The organism is Pontibacillus chungwhensis (assembly GCF_030166655.1).
Taxonomy (GTDB): domain Bacteria; phylum Bacillota; class Bacilli; order Bacillales; family BH030062; genus Pontibacillus.
This window is the reverse complement of sequence record NZ_CP126446.1, coordinates 3487704-3506934: the sequence shown is the minus strand read 5'-3', so window position 1 is coordinate 3506934 and position 19231 is coordinate 3487704. Positions and strand designations below refer to the sequence as shown.

Sequence of the window (19231 nt, the reverse complement as noted above, 5' to 3'; positions counted from 1 at the left end):
TGCCTTAAGCTTATCGGTGGTTAACAAGGCGCCTTGAGCTTTTGTGATAAGTTGTCACTTCCTACCTAAAAGTGTTATGATAATTGGCAGATGTATCAAATATTTAAGTAACGGATTTCTATAAATAGGGGAGCGTTATACATGCGTGCTTTGCTGAAAAAAGTATTTGGAGACGATAATTCACGCCAGCTTAAGAAGATGCAGCGTGTCGTCGATCAAATTGAATCTTTAGAACCTCAATATGAGAAGTACTCTGATGAGGATCTTCGTGCGAAAACAGAAGAATTTAAAGAACGTTATCAAAAAGGTGAAGATCTGAATGATATTCTTCCAGATGCCTACGCGGTCGTTCGTGAAGGAGCGAAACGTGTACTAGGATTGCGCCCTTACCCGGTTCAGCTATCAGGTGCAGTGGCCCTTCATGAAGGGGATATTGCCGAGATGAAAACGGGTGAAGGTAAAACGCTAGCCTCAGCACTACCAGCCTATTTAAACGCCATTACAGGTAAAGGGGTTCACATTATCACCGTCAACGATTACTTGGCGACTCGTGACTCCAGTGAAATGGGACAATTACACGAATTCCTTGGACTGACTGTTGGATTAAACTTAAACGGCATGTCGAAGGAAGAGAAGAAAGAAGCTTACGACGCTGATATTACGTATGGTACGAACAACGAATTCGGGTTCGATTACCTGCGTGACAATATGGTGTTATATAAAGAACAAATGGTACAGCGCCCGCTTCATTTTGCCATCATTGATGAAGTTGACTCGATCTTAATTGACGAGGCGCGTACACCGCTAATTATTTCAGGTTCTGCACAGAAGTCAGCAAACCTGTATCACCAGGCAGACCAATACGTGCGTACACTGAAGGAAGAAGACGACTACACGTACGATGAGAAGACAAAAGGCGTTCAGCTTACAGAACAAGGGATTAATAAAGCCGAACGTTTCTTCAATATTGAGAACTTGTATGATCTTTCTAACGTATCGATCACACACCACATTAACCAGGCGCTAAAAGCACACACGTCTATGCTTCGCGACCAGGATTACGTTGTGCAGGAAGGCGAAGTGGTCATCGTTGACCAATTTACCGGTCGTCTAATGAAAGGTCGTAGCTACAGCGACGGCTTACATCAGGCGATTGAGGCGAAAGAAGGCCTTCAGATTCGTAACGAAAGCCAGACGCTTGCCACAATTACATTCCAGAACTACTTCCGTATGTACGAGAAGATCTCTGGTATGACTGGTACAGCGAAAACGGAAGAAGAAGAGTTCCGTAACATTTATAATATGAACGTTGTGGTCATTCCGACGAACAAACCAATCGCTCGTGATGACAAGGCGGACATGATTTATAAATCAACGGATGCCAAATTCCTTGCCGTTGTAGAAGACATTAAAGAACGTTATAAAAATGGACAGCCCGTTCTTGTTGGTACGGTAGCCGTTGAAACCTCTGAGCTTATTTCAAAATACTTGGATAAAGCGAAAGTACCGCACAATGTGCTAAACGCGAAGAACCACTTCCGTGAAGCCGAAATTATCGAAAACGCTGGTCAAAAAGGCGCTGTGACGATTGCCACGAACATGGCCGGTCGTGGTACGGATATCAAGCTTGGCGATGGTGTTCGTGAACTTGGTGGACTAGCCGTAATCGGTACAGAGCGCCACGAATCACGCCGTATCGATAACCAGTTGCGCGGTCGTTCCGGACGTCAGGGTGACCCTGGTGTGTCTCAGTTCTATCTTGCGATGGAAGACGAATTAATGCGTCGCTTCGGTTCTGACAACATGCGCAACATGATGGACCGCCTTGGTATGGATGACTCTCAACCGATCGAGAGTAAAATGGTATCTCGTGCCGTTGAATCTGCGCAAAAACGCGTTGAGGGGAATAACTTTGATGCTCGTAAAACGCTTCTTGCGTATGACGACGTTCTTCGTCAGCAGCGTGAGGTCATTTACAAGCAACGTTTTGATGTTTTAACCTCTGACAACCTGCGTGAAATCATTGAGGAAATGATGAAATCCACCGTTGAGCGTCAAGTTGGTCTTCACACCGAAGATGAGATGGACGAGAACTGGGATCTTGATGCTTTAGTCGCTTATCTGAAAGCGAATGTCCTTGAAGAAGGCGATATTGAAGCTTCAGAATTGAAAGGGAAAGACCCTGAAGAGATGATCGAACTGATCATGGACAAAGTGAAAGAACGCTATGACAAGAAGGAAGAAGAACTAACGCCTGAACAGATGCGTGAGTTCGAGAAAGTTATCCTCCTTCGTACAGTTGATTCGAAGTGGATGGATCACATTGATCAGATGGACCAATTGCGCCAGGGTATTCACCTTCGTGCGTATGGCCAGAACGATCCACTGCGTGAGTATCAGTTCGAAGGTTTCGCGATGTTTGAGAAGATGATTGCAGCTATTGAAGAAGAAGTTTCTAAATATGTGATGAAAGCTCAAATTCGTGAGAACCTGCAGCGCCAGGAAGTTGCTAAAGGAGCACAGGCAGTTTCTGGTGGCGGAGAGAGTCAGCAAAAAGAGAAGAAACGTAAACCTGTTGTGAAAACTGACCACGTAAAGCGCAATGACCCTTGTCCTTGCGGTAGCGGTAAGAAATACAAGAACTGTCACGGTCAATAACAGGCGAGGGCACGCTCTTAAATAAAGAGGGTGTCTTCCCTATTTTGGCTTAAAATTTGATGAGGTGATGTCATGGAACTAGTAGATATTAAGCAAGAGATTGACAAAATGGCTAATCGTTTAGCGGACTTTAGGGGGTCTCTTTGACCTCGATCAAAAGAAAGAGCGCATTGCTGAATTAGAAGAGCAAATGGCGGACCCAAGCTTCTGGGATGACCAGGATACAGCTCAAAAAGTAATTGGCGAAGTAAACGGGCTTAAAGGCTACGTGCACACGTTTGAAGAACACGTGGAGTCATTAGAGAACCTTGAGGTTTCCTATGAGCTTGTAAAAGAAGAAGGCGATGAAGAGCTCGCTGAAGAACTAGAGGAAGACCTTAAGAAGCTGAGCGAAGCCCTCAATGAATTTGAACTTCAAATGCTTCTAAGTGAACCTTATGATAAGAACAACGCGATCTTAGAATTACACCCAGGTGCTGGTGGTACCGAGTCTCAGGACTGGGCGAGCATGCTGCTTCGTATGTATACACGCTGGGCAGAAGAGCGTGGATTCAAGGTCGAAACCATGGACTATCTTCCAGGTGAAGAAGCTGGTGTGAAAAGCGTTACGCTAAACATTCAGGGCCATAATGCCTACGGCTATCTGAAAGCGGAAAAAGGGGTTCACCGTTTAGTCCGTATTTCACCGTTTGACTCAGGAGGCCGTCGCCACACGTCCTTCACATCTTGTGAAGTCATGCCTGAGTTTAATGATGACATTGATATTGAAGTTCGTTCAGAAGACCTGAAAGTGGATACGTACCGTGCAAGTGGTGCCGGCGGTCAGCACGTTAACACGACAGACTCTGCTGTTCGTATTACGCATATCCCAACAAACACGATTGTAACGTGTCAGTCTGAACGTTCTCAGATCAAAAACCGTGAGCAAGCCATGAAAATGCTGAAATCGAAGCTATACCAACTAGAAATCGAACGTCAGCAGCGCGAGCTTGATGAGATCCGCGGTGAACAGAAAGAAATCGGCTGGGGAAGCCAGATTCGTTCCTACGTCTTCCATCCATATTCAATGGTGAAAGACCACCGTACAAACAAAGAAGTCGGAAACGTACAAGGAGTCATGGACGGCGATCTCGACCCATTCATCGACGCCTACCTACGCTCCCTAATCAACTAAATACCAAAAGCCTGCCACCCCGGCAGGCTTTTTTTCGTGCACTAAAGTACAGAAGCGTGTCAGACACCTGGTAGCGAACTAAAGCAAGAAAGCGTCTCAGACACCAAGCAGTACTCTAAAGCGCAAAAGCGTACCTGACACCCTGCATTCCTTTACCGCGCTAATGCGTTATTTCGGTGTCGTTTACACCTACAGGGTTTGGTGCTATACTCCATAACGGACTTTTATGAAAATACGTACATAGGCGAGTGAACAGGTCCTGAAATGCACACAATCAAAGAAAGGACGTTCATGGCGCTTTTAAGCTTTACCGTAACAGCGAGTGTCAGACACCCTTTACTCCAGTAAAGGGTGTCTGACACTCTGTAGTGTGCTAAAGGAAAGGGGTTTTTGGGGATGATGAAGAAGTATCGGAGGGAGCCGATGCCGGCTTGGCTCAAGAATTTGATTGAGTATACGTTGGTTATTGTGGGGTCTGCTTTTGTGGCGACCGCATTTAATATTTTCCTTTTACCGAATGAGATCGCCTCTGGCGGTGTGGCTGGAATCAGTACCATAACGAAAGGGTTATTCGGTTGGGATCCGGCTTATGTGCAGTGGGCGTTAAATATTCCGCTCTTTATACTTGGAGTGATTATTCTTGGGAAGAACTTTGGGGCGAAATCCCTTGTTGGAACGCTTGCGTTACCGTTTTTCGTTAAGCTGACAAGTGGAATTGAGCCAGCGACCGACAATGCACTTTTGGCAGCGATTTTCGGAGGAATGGGCGTTGGAATTGGACTTGGGATCGTATTCAGAGGCCGTGCTTCAACGGGTGGCATTGATTTAATTGCTCAGGTCATTCACAAGTATACGCACATTCCATTAGGTCTTTGTGTGGCGATGGTCGATGGGATGATTGTCACAACAGCGGCGATTGTGTTTGATATTGAGAAGGGACTTTTTGCTCTTATTGGATTATTTGCAACGTCTAGAACCATTGATCTTGTACAGGTCGGATTAAATCGTTCAAAAAATGTCATGATTATTTCGAATGAATTAGAAGAAGTGAGGCAAGCTATCATCAAGGAAATTGATCGTGGTGTAACCGTGTTAAACGGGAAGGGCGGCTATACGAACGAAGATCGCCATATCATCATGGTCGTGGTGGAGCAGAGTGAATTCACCAAATTGACACAAACCGTCAAGAGTATTGACCCCACAGCTTTCGTCATTGCAATGGACGCAGCTGAGGTACTTGGGGAGGGTTTTAAAACTTCCTGAATTGGTTATAATATCCTTGATGGAAACTACACTACTTCGTTAGGGGGAAGTAACATGAAAAGCAAATTGTTAGCCCTGTTATTCGGATCCGCTCTTGTACTTAGTGCATGTGGTGGCGGTGGCGATGATGGTGGAGAAGACGCCACTAAAGACAATGGCGAAGACACGCAAACAGAAGAAGGAACAAACGGTGACACAGGTACAGACGGTGGCGAAAGCACAGAAGGCGAAGGCGGCGGTGAAGTCGATACTGCAGCTGCTGAGAAGATTTACAAGCAAACTTGTGCAGGTTGCCATGCAAACGACTTATCTGGTCAAGTAGGTCCATCTCTTCAAACAATCGGCTCTAAGTATGACAAGGGCAAGATTGTAGACATTATCAAGAATGGTCAAGGCGGTATGCCAGCTCAGAATCTTAGTGATGAAGAAGCAGATACCGTTGCATCTTGGTTAGCGTCTAAGAAATAAGGACTTATTTTAATTGAACTTACGTATTGAAGAAGCCCTCGGTACTCCGTACTTTGGGCTTTTTTCGTGTGTATTTTCCAATCCTTTGAGACCTTTCTTACCATTCGCTAGGAGATTTCAAATTATGACAACATTTGAAATGAAAATGTAATAAAATTATGTCTAAAAAAACAGAAAATAGATGTTATAATAAGTAGGACGAAAAACGAAATGAAATTTAGATATGAAGACAGACTTTGACAACTGACAACCAAGATTAATCATACATGTACAGGTGGTTTGCTTATGATCGAAATGAAAGATGTGTCGAAAACATACTCGAATGGCGTTTCCGCTTTAAATGGAGTGAATCTTTCTATTGAGCAAGGGGAATTCGTCTATGTCGTGGGGCCTAGTGGTGCAGGTAAATCCACCCTTGTCGGCATGATGTATCGTGAGGAAAAAGCTACAAACGGCTCCATTTCAATTAATGGAGTTTATTTAAATAAACTGAAAGAACGCAAGATTCCGTATTTAAGAAGAGAGATTGGCGTTGTGTATCAGGACTTTAAGTTGCTTCCGAGGCTAACAGTCTATGAAAATATCGCTTTCGCACTGGAAGTTATTGAAGAATCTCCAAAGAATATTCGCCGCAGAGTTATGGAAGTCCTCGATCTCGTTAACCTCAAACACAAAGCTCGTCATATTCCGGATGAATTATCCGGCGGGGAACAACAGCGTGTCTCGATTGCACGAGCGATTGTGAATCATCCGAAAACGGTGATTGCAGATGAACCAACAGGAAACTTAGATCCAGAAACATCATGGGATATTATGCGTATCTTTGAGGAGATCAACGCAAAAGGAACTACCGTGATTATGGCAACACACAGCAAAGACATCGTAAATACGATCAAGAAACGCGTAATAGCAGTCGAAAATGGTCGAATTGTACGCGATGAGCATCGAGGTGATTACGGTTATGAAGCTTAGAACAGTCGGGCGCCATATACGTGAAGGTGGTAAGAACATCTACCGGAACGGTTGGATGACAATAGCCTCTATTGGTGCCGTAACAACAACTCTTTTACTCGTTGGAATCTTTATTGCCCTAATGTTGAACTTAAACCAGATGGCGACCAACGTAGAAGACGATGTAGAAATCAGGGTTTTAGTAGATTTAACAGCTCAAGATGAAGACATTGAAACAATCGAATCCAAAATAAGAGATATTTCTGAAGTATCAAGTGTCGAGTTTTCCTCAAAAGAAGAAGAACTCGAAAGTTTAATGCAGGATATGGGAGAAGAAGGCGAGCAATGGGAGTTATTCGAACAGGACAACCCACTGAATGATGCGTTCGTCGTTAAAACTGAGAATCCAATTGACACTTTTGATGTAGCGGATGAGATTGCCGAGTTTGATAACATTGATGAAGTTACATACGGGCAACAAGTAGTAGAGAAATTACTGAAATTTACGAAGTACTCACGCTACGTCGGAGCTGGGCTTATTGCTGGATTAGTCTTTACAGCTATATTCCTCATTTCCAACACGATTAAACTGACGATCACGGCACGTAGTAAAGAAATTGGCATTATGAAACTTGTCGGAGCAACTAACAGCTTTATTCGCTGGCCATTCTTTATTGAAGGCATGTTACTTGGAATCCTTGGTGCTCTCATTCCGATTGGAGTAACCGTAGGGGCCTATTACTATGTCTACAACAACTTAAGAGAGAAGATTAACTTCTCATTTGTTGAGATCATACCATTTGATCCACTAGCATGGCAGTTAGCATTAATATTACTTGCAATTGGCGCCTTCATCGGTGTATGGGGAAGCGTTATGAGCGTTCGCAAGTTCCTGAAAGTATAAATAGAAGCATTTAGATAGGGAAGGGGAAAAGGTGGAATATGAGAAAGTTAATGGGCTTTTTTTCGATCTTTGCACTTATGTTAGCCGGGACGTTCGCAGGTCCTACTGAACACGTATCAGCGGCTAAGTCTTCTAAAGAATTACAACAAGAGATTGAAGAATTGAAGCAGAAACAGTCAGAACTAGACGCGAAACGAGAAGACGCACTTGAGAACAAAAGTGAAACAGAATCAGAACTTAGTAGCAATATTGCAAAGCAAGAAAAAATCGATGCACAAATGAAAGAGTTAGACCAGAAGGTATCTAAGACATCAAGTGATATCCGTGCAAAAGAAGAACAAATTGCTAAAACGAACGACGAAATTGAGCAAACAGAAAAAGAGATCGCACAGCTTAAGAAAGAAATCAAAGAACTAATCGAAAGCATCGCCAAGCGTGAGCAGCTTTTGAAAGACCGCCTTCGTACCCTTCAGAAAAACGGCGGAGATATTAGCTATCTAGAAGTTATTATGGAGTCTAAAGACTTTGGTGATTTCTTAAACCGCACATCAGCTGTTAACAAGATTATGGGACAGGATCAAAAGATCTTAGAAACTCATCAATCTGAGAAGAAAGCGTTAGAAGAAAAGAAAATCGAAGTAGAAGAGAAAAAGAAAAATCTTGAAACGAAAAAAGCGAACTTAGAAGAGCAAAAGCAACAATTAGAATCTCTAAAAGCACAGCTTGATAAGCAGTTAGATCAAAAGCGCGACCTAATGGCCGAGCTTGAGCACCAAGAACAAGAACTTCACGATAAGAAAATGGAATTCGCAGAGCAAGCTGAAGTCCTTCAAGGTCAAGCGGCAGCTATGAAAGCTGAACAACGCCGTACGGAACAAGCGAAGTCAGCTGCAGAACAACGTGAAGCAGAAGCTCTTGCCGCTAAAAGAGCAGCAGAGCAAGCTAGGAAGAACAATAATAGTAGTAGCAATAACGGTAGTAGCAATAGCAGTAGTAACAGCGGAGGCTCCGTAAGCACTCCGGCGCCGGCGCCAAGCGTAAGCGGGTTTATTCGCCCGGCAGCAGGCCCTGTTACATCTACATTCGGTGCTCGTTGGGGAACGACACACCCTGGAATCGACTTAGGACGTTCTGGTTCTTCTAACCCAATTAAAGCAGCAGCATCAGGAACGGTTATCAAGTCCTATTATTCTTCAAGCTATGGTAACGTAGTATTCCTTACTCACTCTATTGGCGGACAAGTTTACACAACGGTGTATGCACACATGTCAAGCCGTAACGTTTCTGACGGTCAGTCCGTATCTCAAGGACAAGTTCTTGGTCAAATGGGATCCACTGGTTATTCCACTGGACCACACTTACACTTTGAACTACACAAAGGCCCATGGAACGCTTCAAAGAGTAACGCTGTGAACCCAGCTAGCTACATTAACTTTTAATCTATGACTCTATCACTAGGAGCTCTACCTTTCGAGGTGGGGCTCTTTTTTGTGATGGTGGAGGGGGCAAAGGAGAAGATCACGTCCGTTTACTACCTATTTCCGCGCATCTGATAAGATTATAGAACTTGAAAAAGGGTAAAGTCATGAACAAGTTATGTTTGGAGGAATGGATACGATGGCACCGATTAAAGCTTTTATATTTGATGTGTATGGCACGCTTTTTGACGTTCATACCGTAAAGGAGAAATGTGAGGAGTTTTTCCCGGAAAAAGGGGAGGCTATTAGCCAGTCCTGGCGGGAGAAACAGCTCGAGTATTTCTTTTTATACCAGGTGATGGGGAAATATCGACGATTCCCTGTCGTGACCACTAATGCGCTTCATTATGCAGTGAAAAAGCACGGGGAGGAGATCACGCAGGAACAAAGCGATGCGTTGATGGAGGCGTATTTGCACCTTACCCATTATGATGAAGTGGAAGAGGTTCTCGGAAAACTTGAAGGGTACCAGCGCGTTGTTTTCTCAAATGGCACACCTGAAACGCTCCACCCCCTTCTCGAGAATGCGGGTCTTACGGATTACGTGGATAAAGTGTTAAGCGTAGATGGTATTAAGCAGTTTAAGCCTTCTCAGGATTCCTACCTTTATGCGTTAGATCAACTTGGTGTGAAAAGAGAAGAAGTACTCTTTATGTCTTCAAATGGATGGGATATATCAGGAGCGAAGAATTTTGGGTTCCAAACGGCTTGGATTAACCGAAATGGTTTACCAGTTGAAGAGCTGAACCTTGAGCCTGATACCATCTACGATGACTTAAATGGCATACTAGAATGGATTAAAGAATAACGATTACCCGGCACTGATCGAGAGAGATTAGTGCCGGCTTTATTATGGTCAAAAAGTGCTCAGAAGGGCAATATCTTATGTTTATATCTTTTGTGACTCCAAAAAATGGTGTACACTAGTAGGTAAGGATTTAGTAGAAAGCATTTCTTTTTTATCGTGGACATGTCGGAATTGTTTCTGGCATATAGTAGAAATATAAGGCATCTCACAAGGCAGTGTGATGCCCATTTGTGCAGTATTTTCGGTAGAGAAAATCGATTTATTCGAGGTGAAAAGGTATGAACCTAAGAAAACGGTATCTGGCCGTCCTGCTCGTTGCCTCCATGGTGATCGGAGCGATTATTACGTACGCAGGCGTCCAACTCGTTGGCCCTGGAGAAGGACAGGCTAAGAGCGAGGTCACAAACAGCGAAAGTCAGGCTTCCGCAGATGAAAGTGAAGGTTCAAAAAAATCAATTGGGGATATCCTCGATGGATTGAAAGAAGATAACGGTGGCGAGCTTTCAAAAGTGGATCGAGCCTATTCTCTTATTAAAGAGAAATACGTACAGGACGTTGAGTCACAGGAGTTAGTTGAAGGCGCGATTCAAGGAATGCTCGAAACGTTAGAGGATCCGTACAGTGTGTACATGGATCAAGAAACGATGGAGCAGTTTAACAATTCCATTTCTTCATCATTTGAGGGGATTGGAACAGAAGTGAGCATGGTCGATGGAAAAGTGACGATCGTTTCTCCGTTTAAGGGTTCACCGGCTGAGAAGGCGGGCTTGAAGCCTAAGGATCAGATTATCAGTGTCGATGGGGAAAACATCGAAGGCTTAGATTTATATGACGCGGTTCTTAAGATCCGTGGTGAAAAAGGGACGACCGTAACGTTAGAGATTGATCGTCCAGGTGTACAAGAACCGCTTAAGATCGATGTCGTACGAGACACGATTCCAATTGAAACGGTCTACTCAAGCGTTAAAGAAGTAGATGGCAAGAAAGCGGGCGTTATTGAGATTACCTCTTTCTCTGAAAACACAGCGAAAGATTTTAATACGCAACTAAAAGAACTAGAGGACAAAGGCATTGAAGGTCTTGTGATTGATGTGCGAGGTAACCCGGGTGGTTTGTTCACATCCGTTCAAGAGATCTTGAAGAACTTTATCCCGAAAGATAAACCAATGGTTCAGGTAGAAAATAGTGAAGGTCAGAAAGAGCGTTACTTCACGGAGCGGGATGGCAAGAAAGAGTACCCGATTACTGTTCTAATCGATGAGGGTAGTGCTTCCGCATCTGAAATTCTAGCAGGCGCTATGAAAGAAGCGGGTGACTATGACCTTGTTGGGAATAAATCGTTTGGTAAAGGTACGGTGCAACAGCCTCTTCCAATGGGCGACGGCAGCAGTATGAAGCTAACGGTTTACAAGTGGCTTACACCAGATGGCAACTGGATTCACAAAAAAGGAATCGAGCCAACTGTAAAAGCGGATTTACCTGATTACTTCTATACGAATCCGGTTCAAATTGAAGACAAACCATTAACCTATGATCAAAATAGTGAAAAGATCGCAAACGTTCAAAAAATGCTAGAAGGCATTGGCTACAAACCTGGCCGAAAAGATGGGTACTTCAGCAAAGAAACGACGCAAGCGGTTAAGGCTTTCCAACAAGCCAATGATCTTAAAGCGACGGGTGAAGTGAACAAAGACACGGCTTCTGAAATTCAAGCTCAAGTCATTGAAAAAGTTCAAAACAAAGAAAACGACACCCAAATGAAAAAAGCACTGGACGTATTGTTTAGTGAATAAGGTAGCAGGAATTTAACGATTTCTATCGAATTAAATCCGTAGCATATCGCTGCGGATTTTTTTCGTGAATGGGGGGCCGAACACGAGGTGGGAGCGTTCGAGGTTGTCACAGGACGTGGCGAATTTAATCGAACTTCCTCTAATGTTTTTAACCCGCCTGCGCATTTCTAGTGTCCAGCTTCGGGCCGCAGACACTCTGTACATAAGTCAAACAACTTCGTGAGGAAAGAGCACCTCACTGCGTTGTTTGTCTTATGACTGCCGTGTCTAAACGCGGCCCTCAGCATTTCAGTTTAGGAGGTATACATCATGATTTCTGATTGGTTTTTTGAACTTATGAAAGGGTTCGGGCGGTTGTTTATGCAGCCGGTTACGTATTGGACTGTGTTGCTTTTGATGATGGCTTCGGTGAAGCGGATTAAGCGAGAGCGGCGGGATTTTGGGAGTAAGATCTTTCATATCTTTGCCGAGTGGCGTAAGACGATTGGGATAAGCTTGCTTTTTGGACTTATTTTATCCATTGTTTCCATAGCAGTTGGTTTTTCTCTTCCTTACCCAGTCGTTCTCCTATACTCAGCGGTGGTCATTCTTCTGACGCTTTCGCTTCGGTTTAGTTGGATATCTCCAGCGTACACGTTAGCTCTCACGGCTGTGCTTCTATTATGGCTGCCTGAGCTGAATACATCTTTTCTTCCTGATTCGTGGGTGACGGCTTTTGAGAATACCAGTTTTACAGCCCTTGGGCTCTTAATGGGTGTCTTTCTTATCCTGGAAGCGATCCTGTTCCACCGTTTTCGTAATAACGACTCGTTCCCACAGTATGTAAAGGGAAGCCGCGGGAAGTTAATTGGGCAGCATCGCTTGAAGCGTCTAGGCTTTCTGCCGGTCTTTTTCTTAATTCCAGGTGGGGCGATTGAGCCTTTTGCAGGTTGGTGGCCGATCTTTGAGATCGGGGATGGAACGTACGGACTTATGGCAGCGCCTATTTTGCTAGGGTTTGAGCATGTCGTACGTGGCGTTTCTCCAAGGAGTGCTGCTTTAACAATGAGATCTTCTCTGGTTGTTCTTGCAATTCTTGTACTGGGCTTATCTGTAGCCAGTTTTTATGTACCGATTCTTGCTCTTGTGGCGATTGTTCTTGCTCCAGTAGGTCGTGAGATTAGTTCCTTCTTATTAAGATGGCGCGACCATGGCAAGAATCCATACTTTACCCCGAGGTATGACGGGTTGCCGATCCTGGGTGTAATACCAGGGTCTCCAGCAGATCAGATGAATCTCGTCGTCGGGGAAACGATCGAAAAAGTCAATGGTCTAAACGTGACGAACGAACAGGACTTTTACTATGCTGTCCAATCGAATCTTGCTTATTGCAAGATTGCTGTGAAGGATACCGCTGGTGAGATTCGTTTTGCTAAACGGGCGATGTATGAGAACGATCATTATGAATTAGGTCTTGTGTTTGTTAAAGATCAGTACGCGAAGCAGAAAAAGGCAAAATAGATTGGATCGAAGAAGAAGAGCTAAAAAAGCTCTTCTTTTTTTGTAAGAATTTTTGTAATACAATAGAATTATTAGAATATTTTGGAAGGTGTGACTGGGATGTTTTCTTCAAAAACGAAAGATGCTCATGGATATAATTTGTTTATGACGATTTTAGCGGTTGGTCTTGCTCAATTTGTCATTTACCTGGTTTTGCTGGATGGTCCTACTAGTAACTGGACTTACTTCGGGGTGGTCCTTGCGTATGTGTATTTCGCCGTTATGATTGTGTACCGAGCGAAACGGTATGTGAAATATCGGTTACACAGGAAGGGAGAGTTATCTTGAAGAAATGGATTCTAGCCGTTTTAATGATTTTTACAATTATGATGAGTGTGGGTTGCCAAAGCCAACCTGATCAATCGACAATTCGTGCATATGGCGATTCGAAGTATCAAGACACATTTAAAGAGCTGGGAATAGGAAAGCTATTCGATTTTTCCTATCAATTGCCAGAGGCTAATAATCGATGGGTGAACGTATGGGTGGATCGATATAGGGATGGGAAGAAAGATGAGAATCCTTTAATTGAACTATCTTATGGAAACAATCCGGAAAACTATGAAGAAGGGTCACTTGGACTTGGGATTCTTCGGACGAATTCGGATGATGCGTCGATGTTTCTTTATGCGGAAGACATGAAATTAGAGCCTGTCAGTGTAGGGCGGCTGTTTGAGGAAGGCTATCCTACTTCTTATGGTTTTACAATAGAGGAAGACGAAGATGTAACGTTACAGCTGGGTGAAACTAAAGCACTGGCGGTGTATTTCCAAGCTCCTCAAAAAGATGTAGTCAAGATTAGAGATTCTAGGGATGAGGAAGAGTTACTTGAGATTATTGAAGAAAGTGCCGTTGTGCTGGTGTTACATATGAAGATTGAGGAACGTATGGAACCTTAAATGAAAAATAGATTGACTACAGCAAGGGCAGTTTTGAAACTGCTCTTTTTATTTTGGTTGGATGGAGTGCCCGAACAGACGTGGAAAGCGTCGGGATACGTGGGGAGAGTGTCCGAATCTAAGCTAATAGTGCCCGGACGGCTCGTAAAAGTGTCGAGACCACAGGCTAAAGTGACGAGACCACCGTTAAAAGTGTCGGGACGACAGCCTGAAGTGCCAGAACGCCCCGCCTAAGTGTCAGGACGACAGCCTGAAGCGCCAGAACGCTTCACCCAAGTGTCAGGACGACAGCCTGAAGCGCCAGAACGCTCCACCCAAGTGTCAGGACGACAGCCTGAAGTGCCAGAACGCTCCACCCAAGTGTCAGGACGACAGCCTGAAGCGCCAGAACGCTCCACCCAAGTGTCAGAACATCCGCCCAAAGCGCTAGAACGCCCCACCCAAGTGTCAGGACGACAACCTGAAGCGCCAGAACACCCCATAAAAGCCCCCCAACCTAACCCCGCCCAAAGCACCCAGAAAAACAATTTCCCTCCACAACCGCCCCAACCAACGACCCACTCACCGAACACACTATATAGTCCCATTCCATCAAATCTATAACTGGTATAGACAACTAGATACCTGAGTGGTATGGTAGATGTATGAAAAAGCGTTTTCATTTTATTATGTTCTTGAGGAGGGAGCTTATGCTCAACTTTTTGCAACGCATTGGGAAGTCTTTAATGTTTCCGATTGCGACTCTTCCTGCGGCTGCGCTTCTTGTGCGCCTGGGGAAAGAAGATATGCTCGATATTCCGTTCATTACAGCAGCGGGGAACGGGATTCTAGGTAACCTTGCGATTATATTTGCGATTGGTATTGCAATGGGGTTATCCCACGATGGGAGTGGGGGAGCAGCCCTTGCTGGTGCCATTGGGTACCTTGTTTTAACAGAAGGGGCTCAATCGATTGACCCTGATATAGATATGAAAGTGTTTGGCGGGGTGATTGCTGGTATAGCCGGTGGTTTGCTCTATAACAAGTACTATAATGTGAAGTTTCCGGACTGGCTCGCCTTCTTTGGCGGGAAGCGGTTTGTCCCCATTATCACATCGCTGACGATGGTTGTGGTGGCCTTTCTATTAGGATTTGTTTGGCCGCCGGTACAAGATGGACTTGATTCACTTGGGAACTGGATTTTAAATGCAGGTACAGCGGGTGTTGGCATTTATGGCGTGTTAAACCGTCTGTTGATTCCGGTTGGATTACACCACGTGATGAACGCGGTGATCTGGTTTGATTTTGGTTCATTTACAACGGCTTCAGGTGAGGTCTTCCACGGGGAGATTAATCGTTTCTTAAACGGTGACCCGGAAGCTGGGTATTTCCTTGCTGGCTTCTTCCCGGTTATGATGTTTGGCTTACCGGCAGCTTGTGCGGCAATGTATATGGCCGCGAAGAAAGAGCGTAAAGCGGCTGTAGGTGGCATGTTATTCTCGATCGCGTTTACATCTTTCTTAACGGGTGTGACAGAACCTATTGAATTCTCCTTTATGTTCTTATCCCCATTATTATACGTCGTTCACGCGCTGTTAACGGGCGTGTCGATGGTAGCAGCATACTTATTAGATACCCGACATGGATTTGGATTCTCGGCAGGTTTAATTGATTACCTATTGAACTTTACATTAGCTCAGAATCCACTGTTACTGGCTGGTCTTGGAATTGTTATGGGAGTCATCTACTTTGTCGTCTTCTACTTCCTAATTATTAAATTGGATCTGAAAACGCCTGGGCGTGAGGATGAAGATGAGGAAGAGGACATGGTTGAAACAGAGAAAGGTGACTATGACGCGAAAGCTTATCACTATATTGAAGCCCTTGGTGGTCTGAACAATATTGAAAGCCTTGATTATTGTACGACGCGCCTGCGTATGCAGGTGACCGATCAGGAGCAGGTCGATGAGAAGAAACTGAAGCGACTGGGTGCTCGTGGTGTTATGAAAATGAAGGGGAAAAACCTTCAAGTAATCGTCGGTACAACGGTTGAATTTGTGGCTGATGCAATACGAAAGCGCATGGACCGTGGAGATACTTCGGCTCCGGATCAGCCTGAGGAAGTGGAATCTAAAGAAGAACAGACAGATGCCGGAAAAGCGATGAGCGGTGAAGCTTTTGCCTTGCCGATTGCAGGTCGTGTGATGGAACTTTCGGAAGTACCAGATGAAGTCTTTGCACAAGGTATGATGGGTCCTGGTTTCGCCGTAGATCCAAAAGGTGATACGTTTACGTCCCCAGTTGACGGGAAAGTCGTTAACGTCTTCCCGACGAAACATGCGATTGGTCTTGAAACAGAGAATGGAGTAGAGATCCTGATTCATATTGGACTCGACACGGTGAAGCTTCAAGGTGAAGGGTTTGAGCTTCTTGTTGAAGACGGACAGACCGTTTCACAAGGAACGCCTCTTATTAAAGTGGACTTTGACGCCATTCGTGACCAGGTTCCATCTGTTGTGACACCAATTGTGTTTACAAACCTGGATGGTGAGACGCTGAAACTTGAGAAAACTGGCGACCAGGATGCGCAAACGACTAATATCGTACACGTACAAAAGTAAATCAATACAAGGGAGAGTGGCTGCTCTCCCTTTCTTATGAGGAGGTCTCATATGTATGTTATTCAGAACGTAGACCTTGTCTTAGAAGACGGGACGGTTGAGAACGGGAACGTCTTCATTCAAGACGGGAAGATACAAAAGATTGGAACAGACGAGATCGGTGATGCTGTTGTTCTATTTGATGGTACCGATCAGGGGTTAACCCTTTATCCTGGTTTTATTGATGTTCATATCCATGGTGCTAACGGCTGTGACGTCATGGACGGAACGGAAGAAGCGCTAGAGGAAATGAGTCGGGTTCTGCCAAACGAGGGGACAACAAGTTTTCTGGCGACAACGATGACGCAGTCCCATGAGCGAATCGAACGAGCGGTTGAAAATGCAGGACACTATATTGCTAGGCAACAAGCAGATGGCAGAGCAGAAGCGCTCGGTATTCATTTAGAAGGACCGTTTATTTCAACAGATAAAGCAGGGGCACAGCCTCATGAGCACATTGTGCCACCGAACAAAGAGCTTTTTCAAAAGTGGCAGAAGAAGAGTGGCGACCACATTAAGCTTGTCACGCTTGCTCCGGAATCAGATGGCGCTCTTGATTTTATTGCCTATCTTTCACAGAGTGGTGTTGTGCCATCGATCGGTCACTCGAATGCGACCTTTCAGCAGGTAAAAGAAGCGGTGGATTGCGGTGCGAAGCATGTTACTCATCTGTTTAATCAAATGAGCGGGCTGCATCACCGGGAACCTGGTGTTGTAGGGGGAGCTCTTTTGCATCCTGAGCTGAAGACCGAAATGATTGTAGATGGCATTCATGTTCATCTTGATGCGATTCGACTTGCCTATGCGCAAAAGGGGTCTGAGCATACGATTCTAATTACCGATGCAATGCGTGCGAAATGCCTGCCAGAAGGTGTGTATGATCTCGGTGGCCAGGATGTGCACGTGAAGAATGGTGAAGCGAGACTTGAGGATGGGACATTAGCTGGTAGTATTTTAACCCTTCAGGAAGCGGCGAAGCGGATGCGCTCGATTAACGATCTGACAAAGCGTGAGATTGTTCAAGTGACGTCAGAGAACGCAGCTAAGCAGCTCGGGGTTTTTGACAGGAAAGGAAGCATTTCAGCCGGAAAAGATGCTGATCTCGTCTTGATGGATGAGTCGATGAACCTCGTTGCGACATTCTGTAAAGGGGTTATCAGTTATCAGAAAGGAGGGGAGCTTTCATGAATATCATTGTAACGAAAGACGAGCAGGAAATGAGCCAAAAAGCTGCGGACCTGCTGCAGCAAAGGAACAAGCCTGAGTCTGAGTGTGTCCTTGGACTGGCGACTGGAGGTACGCCTCTTGGGACTTATCAAGAACTGATCAGGCGTTATGAATCTGGGGAAATGGACTTCTCTAATGTGACGACATTGAACCTTGATGAATATGTAGGTGTCCCGAAAAGTCATCCTCAAAGTTACCGCTCGTTTATGCAGGAAAACCTTTTCAAGCATGTTAATATGGATACGAGAAAGGCTCATATTCCAGATGGTCAGGCAGTGGATTTGAAAGAAGAATGCGCTCGCTATGAAGCATTGATAGAAGAGGTTGGTCCCCCTGATATTCAGTTATTAGGGATTGGGCATAACGGTCATATCGGATTTAATGAGCCTGGGAGTTCCTTTGAGAGTGAGACGCATGTCGTGGAGCTGGCGGATTCTACTCGTGAAGCGAATGCGCGTTTCTTCACATCCATTGAGGAAGTTCCGACAAAGGCCATAACAATGGGTATCCAATCCATCATGAAAGCGAAGAAGATTGTGCTGATCGCAAGCGGAGAGAAGAAAGCGGACGCGATTCAGAAGCTTCTGTCTCAGGACGTAAGCGAAGATTTCCCAGCGTCAGCCCTTCACCGTCATCCAGATGTCACGCTTATTGTAGACCTGGCTGCTTATCAAACTGTGCAAAATTAAGAGGAGGCGTTTTTCATGTTGGATAAACGATCCCCCCTGCCGATGTACTACCAGATTGAAGAACATATTAAACAACAAATTCAAAAGGGTGCGTTTCTACCGGGGGAAATGATTCCGTCTGAGCGAGAGCTCTCTGAAACCTATGATGTGAGTCGCATGACGGTTCGCCAGTCGATTACGAATATGGTGAACGACGGAATCCTGTATCGGGAAAAAGGTCGCGGCACGTTTGTGGCCGAGCAAAAGATTGAACAAACGTTACAAGGAATGACGAGTTTCACGGAGGATATGAAAGCACGCGGCCTCGTCCCGAGCAGTCGCTTGCTCCATTTCGATGTGGTTCCAGCTCAGCCAGAGATGGCAGAGAAGCTGGGTCTTCAGGAAGAGGAGGAGCTTTTCCTGATCCAACGTATCCGCTTCGCAGACGGGGAACCGATGGCTGTGGAGACTACGTTCATTCCGGCAAAATTAGTTCCTGGTTTAAGCAAGGACATTGTGCAAGGATCGCTCTATGAATATATGGAAGCCAAGCATGGCTACAAAATCGGAAGAGCCACACAGGTCATTGAAGCGACCATCGTAGATCAGCAGGAAGCAGAACTCCTTCAAGTCCCACTTTCGTCCCCAGTGCTCGTCATCGAACGGAATTCTTTCTTAACAGATGGGACTCCTTTCGAGGTCGTGAAGTCAGCTTACCGAGCGGATCGTTATAAATTCAGCAGTGACATCATTCGGAAATAG

Annotated in this window: 17 protein-coding genes; 16 read left to right on the top strand and 1 reads right to left on the bottom strand. The window is 45.0% G+C overall.

Annotated features, from left to right (window positions below):
- Positions 1 to 141: 141 nt before the first annotated feature.
- From secA to QNI29_RS17995, 12 genes are all read left to right on the top strand, one after another.
- Positions 142 to 2658, top strand: a complete 2517-nt coding sequence (secA, locus tag QNI29_RS18050) for a preprotein translocase subunit SecA (RefSeq protein ID WP_231419694.1) — start codon at positions 142 to 144, stop codon at positions 2656 to 2658.
- A 72-nt stretch (positions 2659 to 2730) separates the two neighbouring features.
- Positions 2731 to 3832 (top strand): peptide chain release factor 2 gene (gene prfB / locus QNI29_RS18045; RefSeq protein ID WP_231419693.1). Its coding sequence is split into 2 segments (ribosomal slippage): positions 2731 to 2802 and positions 2804 to 3832, totalling 1101 coding nucleotides; the frame shifts between segments, so codons are not numbered across the junction.
- A gap of 399 nt (positions 3833 to 4231) precedes the next feature.
- Positions 4232 to 5095 carry a YitT family protein gene (locus QNI29_RS18040; protein WP_231419733.1) on the top strand — a complete coding sequence of 288 codons (864 nt, stop codon included), beginning with the start codon at positions 4232 to 4234 and terminating at the stop codon, positions 5093 to 5095.
- A 54-nt stretch (positions 5096 to 5149) separates the two neighbouring features.
- The gene (gene cccB, locus QNI29_RS18035; RefSeq protein ID WP_231419692.1) at positions 5150 to 5563 is read left to right on the top strand and encodes a cytochrome c551; all 414 of its coding nucleotides are present in this window, start codon (positions 5150 to 5152) and stop codon (positions 5561 to 5563) included.
- A gap of 285 nt (positions 5564 to 5848) precedes the next feature.
- The gene (gene ftsE, locus QNI29_RS18030; RefSeq protein ID WP_231419691.1) at positions 5849 to 6535 is read left to right on the top strand and encodes a cell division ATP-binding protein FtsE; all 687 of its coding nucleotides are present in this window, start codon (positions 5849 to 5851) and stop codon (positions 6533 to 6535) included.
- Complete coding sequence (ftsX, locus tag QNI29_RS18025) at positions 6525 to 7418, top strand: permease-like cell division protein FtsX (RefSeq protein ID WP_231419690.1); 894 nt, start codon at positions 6525 to 6527, stop codon at positions 7416 to 7418. The genes ftsE and ftsX overlap by 11 nt, the downstream gene beginning before the upstream one ends.
- 38 nt (positions 7419 to 7456) lie before the next feature.
- On the top strand, positions 7457 to 8857 hold the full coding sequence (locus QNI29_RS18020; RefSeq protein WP_231419689.1) for a murein hydrolase activator EnvC family protein: 1401 nt from the start codon (positions 7457 to 7459) through the stop codon (positions 8855 to 8857).
- A 178-nt stretch (positions 8858 to 9035) separates the two neighbouring features.
- Positions 9036 to 9704 (top strand): haloacid dehalogenase type II, encoded by a 669-nt coding sequence (locus tag QNI29_RS18015; RefSeq protein ID WP_231419688.1) that lies wholly within the window; start codon positions 9036 to 9038, stop codon positions 9702 to 9704.
- Positions 9705 to 9982: 278 nt separating this feature from the next.
- Complete coding sequence (locus tag QNI29_RS18010) at positions 9983 to 11497, top strand: S41 family peptidase (RefSeq protein WP_231419687.1); 1515 nt, start codon at positions 9983 to 9985, stop codon at positions 11495 to 11497.
- A 309-nt stretch (positions 11498 to 11806) separates the two neighbouring features.
- Entirely contained in the window at positions 11807 to 12997 is a 1191-nt protein-coding gene (locus tag QNI29_RS18005; RefSeq protein WP_231419686.1) for a PDZ domain-containing protein, read from the top strand.
- A gap of 99 nt (positions 12998 to 13096) precedes the next feature.
- Positions 13097 to 13324, top strand: a complete 228-nt coding sequence (locus QNI29_RS18000) for a hypothetical protein (RefSeq protein WP_231419685.1) — start codon at positions 13097 to 13099, stop codon at positions 13322 to 13324.
- Complete coding sequence (locus QNI29_RS17995) at positions 13321 to 13935, top strand: hypothetical protein (protein ID WP_231419684.1); 615 nt, start codon at positions 13321 to 13323, stop codon at positions 13933 to 13935. Before QNI29_RS18000 ends, QNI29_RS17995 begins: the two co-directional genes overlap by 4 nt.
- 230 nt (positions 13936 to 14165) lie before the next feature.
- Here QNI29_RS17995 and QNI29_RS17990 read toward each other — a convergent pair whose 3' ends face one another.
- A complete protein-coding gene (locus QNI29_RS17990) occupies positions 14166 to 14642 on the bottom strand; it encodes a hypothetical protein (RefSeq protein WP_284526579.1) in 477 nt (158 codons plus the stop codon).
- On the opposite strand from QNI29_RS17990, the gene nagE reads away from it, so the two are divergent.
- From nagE to phnF, 4 genes are read left to right on the top strand one after another with little or no spacing between them, the layout of a single operon-like run.
- Positions 14625 to 16535: an N-acetylglucosamine-specific PTS transporter subunit IIBC gene (gene nagE, locus QNI29_RS17985; protein WP_231419682.1), complete on the top strand. Its 1911-nt coding sequence runs from the start codon at positions 14625 to 14627 to the stop codon at positions 16533 to 16535. The two genes, QNI29_RS17990 and nagE, sit on opposite strands and share 18 nt — an antisense overlap.
- A gap of 51 nt (positions 16536 to 16586) precedes the next feature.
- Positions 16587 to 17762 (top strand): N-acetylglucosamine-6-phosphate deacetylase, encoded by a 1176-nt coding sequence (gene nagA / locus QNI29_RS17980; RefSeq protein WP_231419681.1) that lies wholly within the window; start codon positions 16587 to 16589, stop codon positions 17760 to 17762.
- Positions 17759 to 18490, top strand: coding sequence for a glucosamine-6-phosphate deaminase (gene nagB / locus QNI29_RS17975; RefSeq protein ID WP_231419680.1), 732 nt, complete (start codon positions 17759 to 17761; stop codon positions 18488 to 18490). Before nagA ends, nagB begins: the two co-directional genes overlap by 4 nt.
- A 15-nt stretch (positions 18491 to 18505) precedes the next feature.
- Positions 18506 to 19231, top strand: coding sequence for a phosphonate metabolism transcriptional regulator PhnF (gene phnF / locus QNI29_RS17970; RefSeq protein ID WP_231419679.1), 726 nt, complete (start codon positions 18506 to 18508; stop codon positions 19229 to 19231).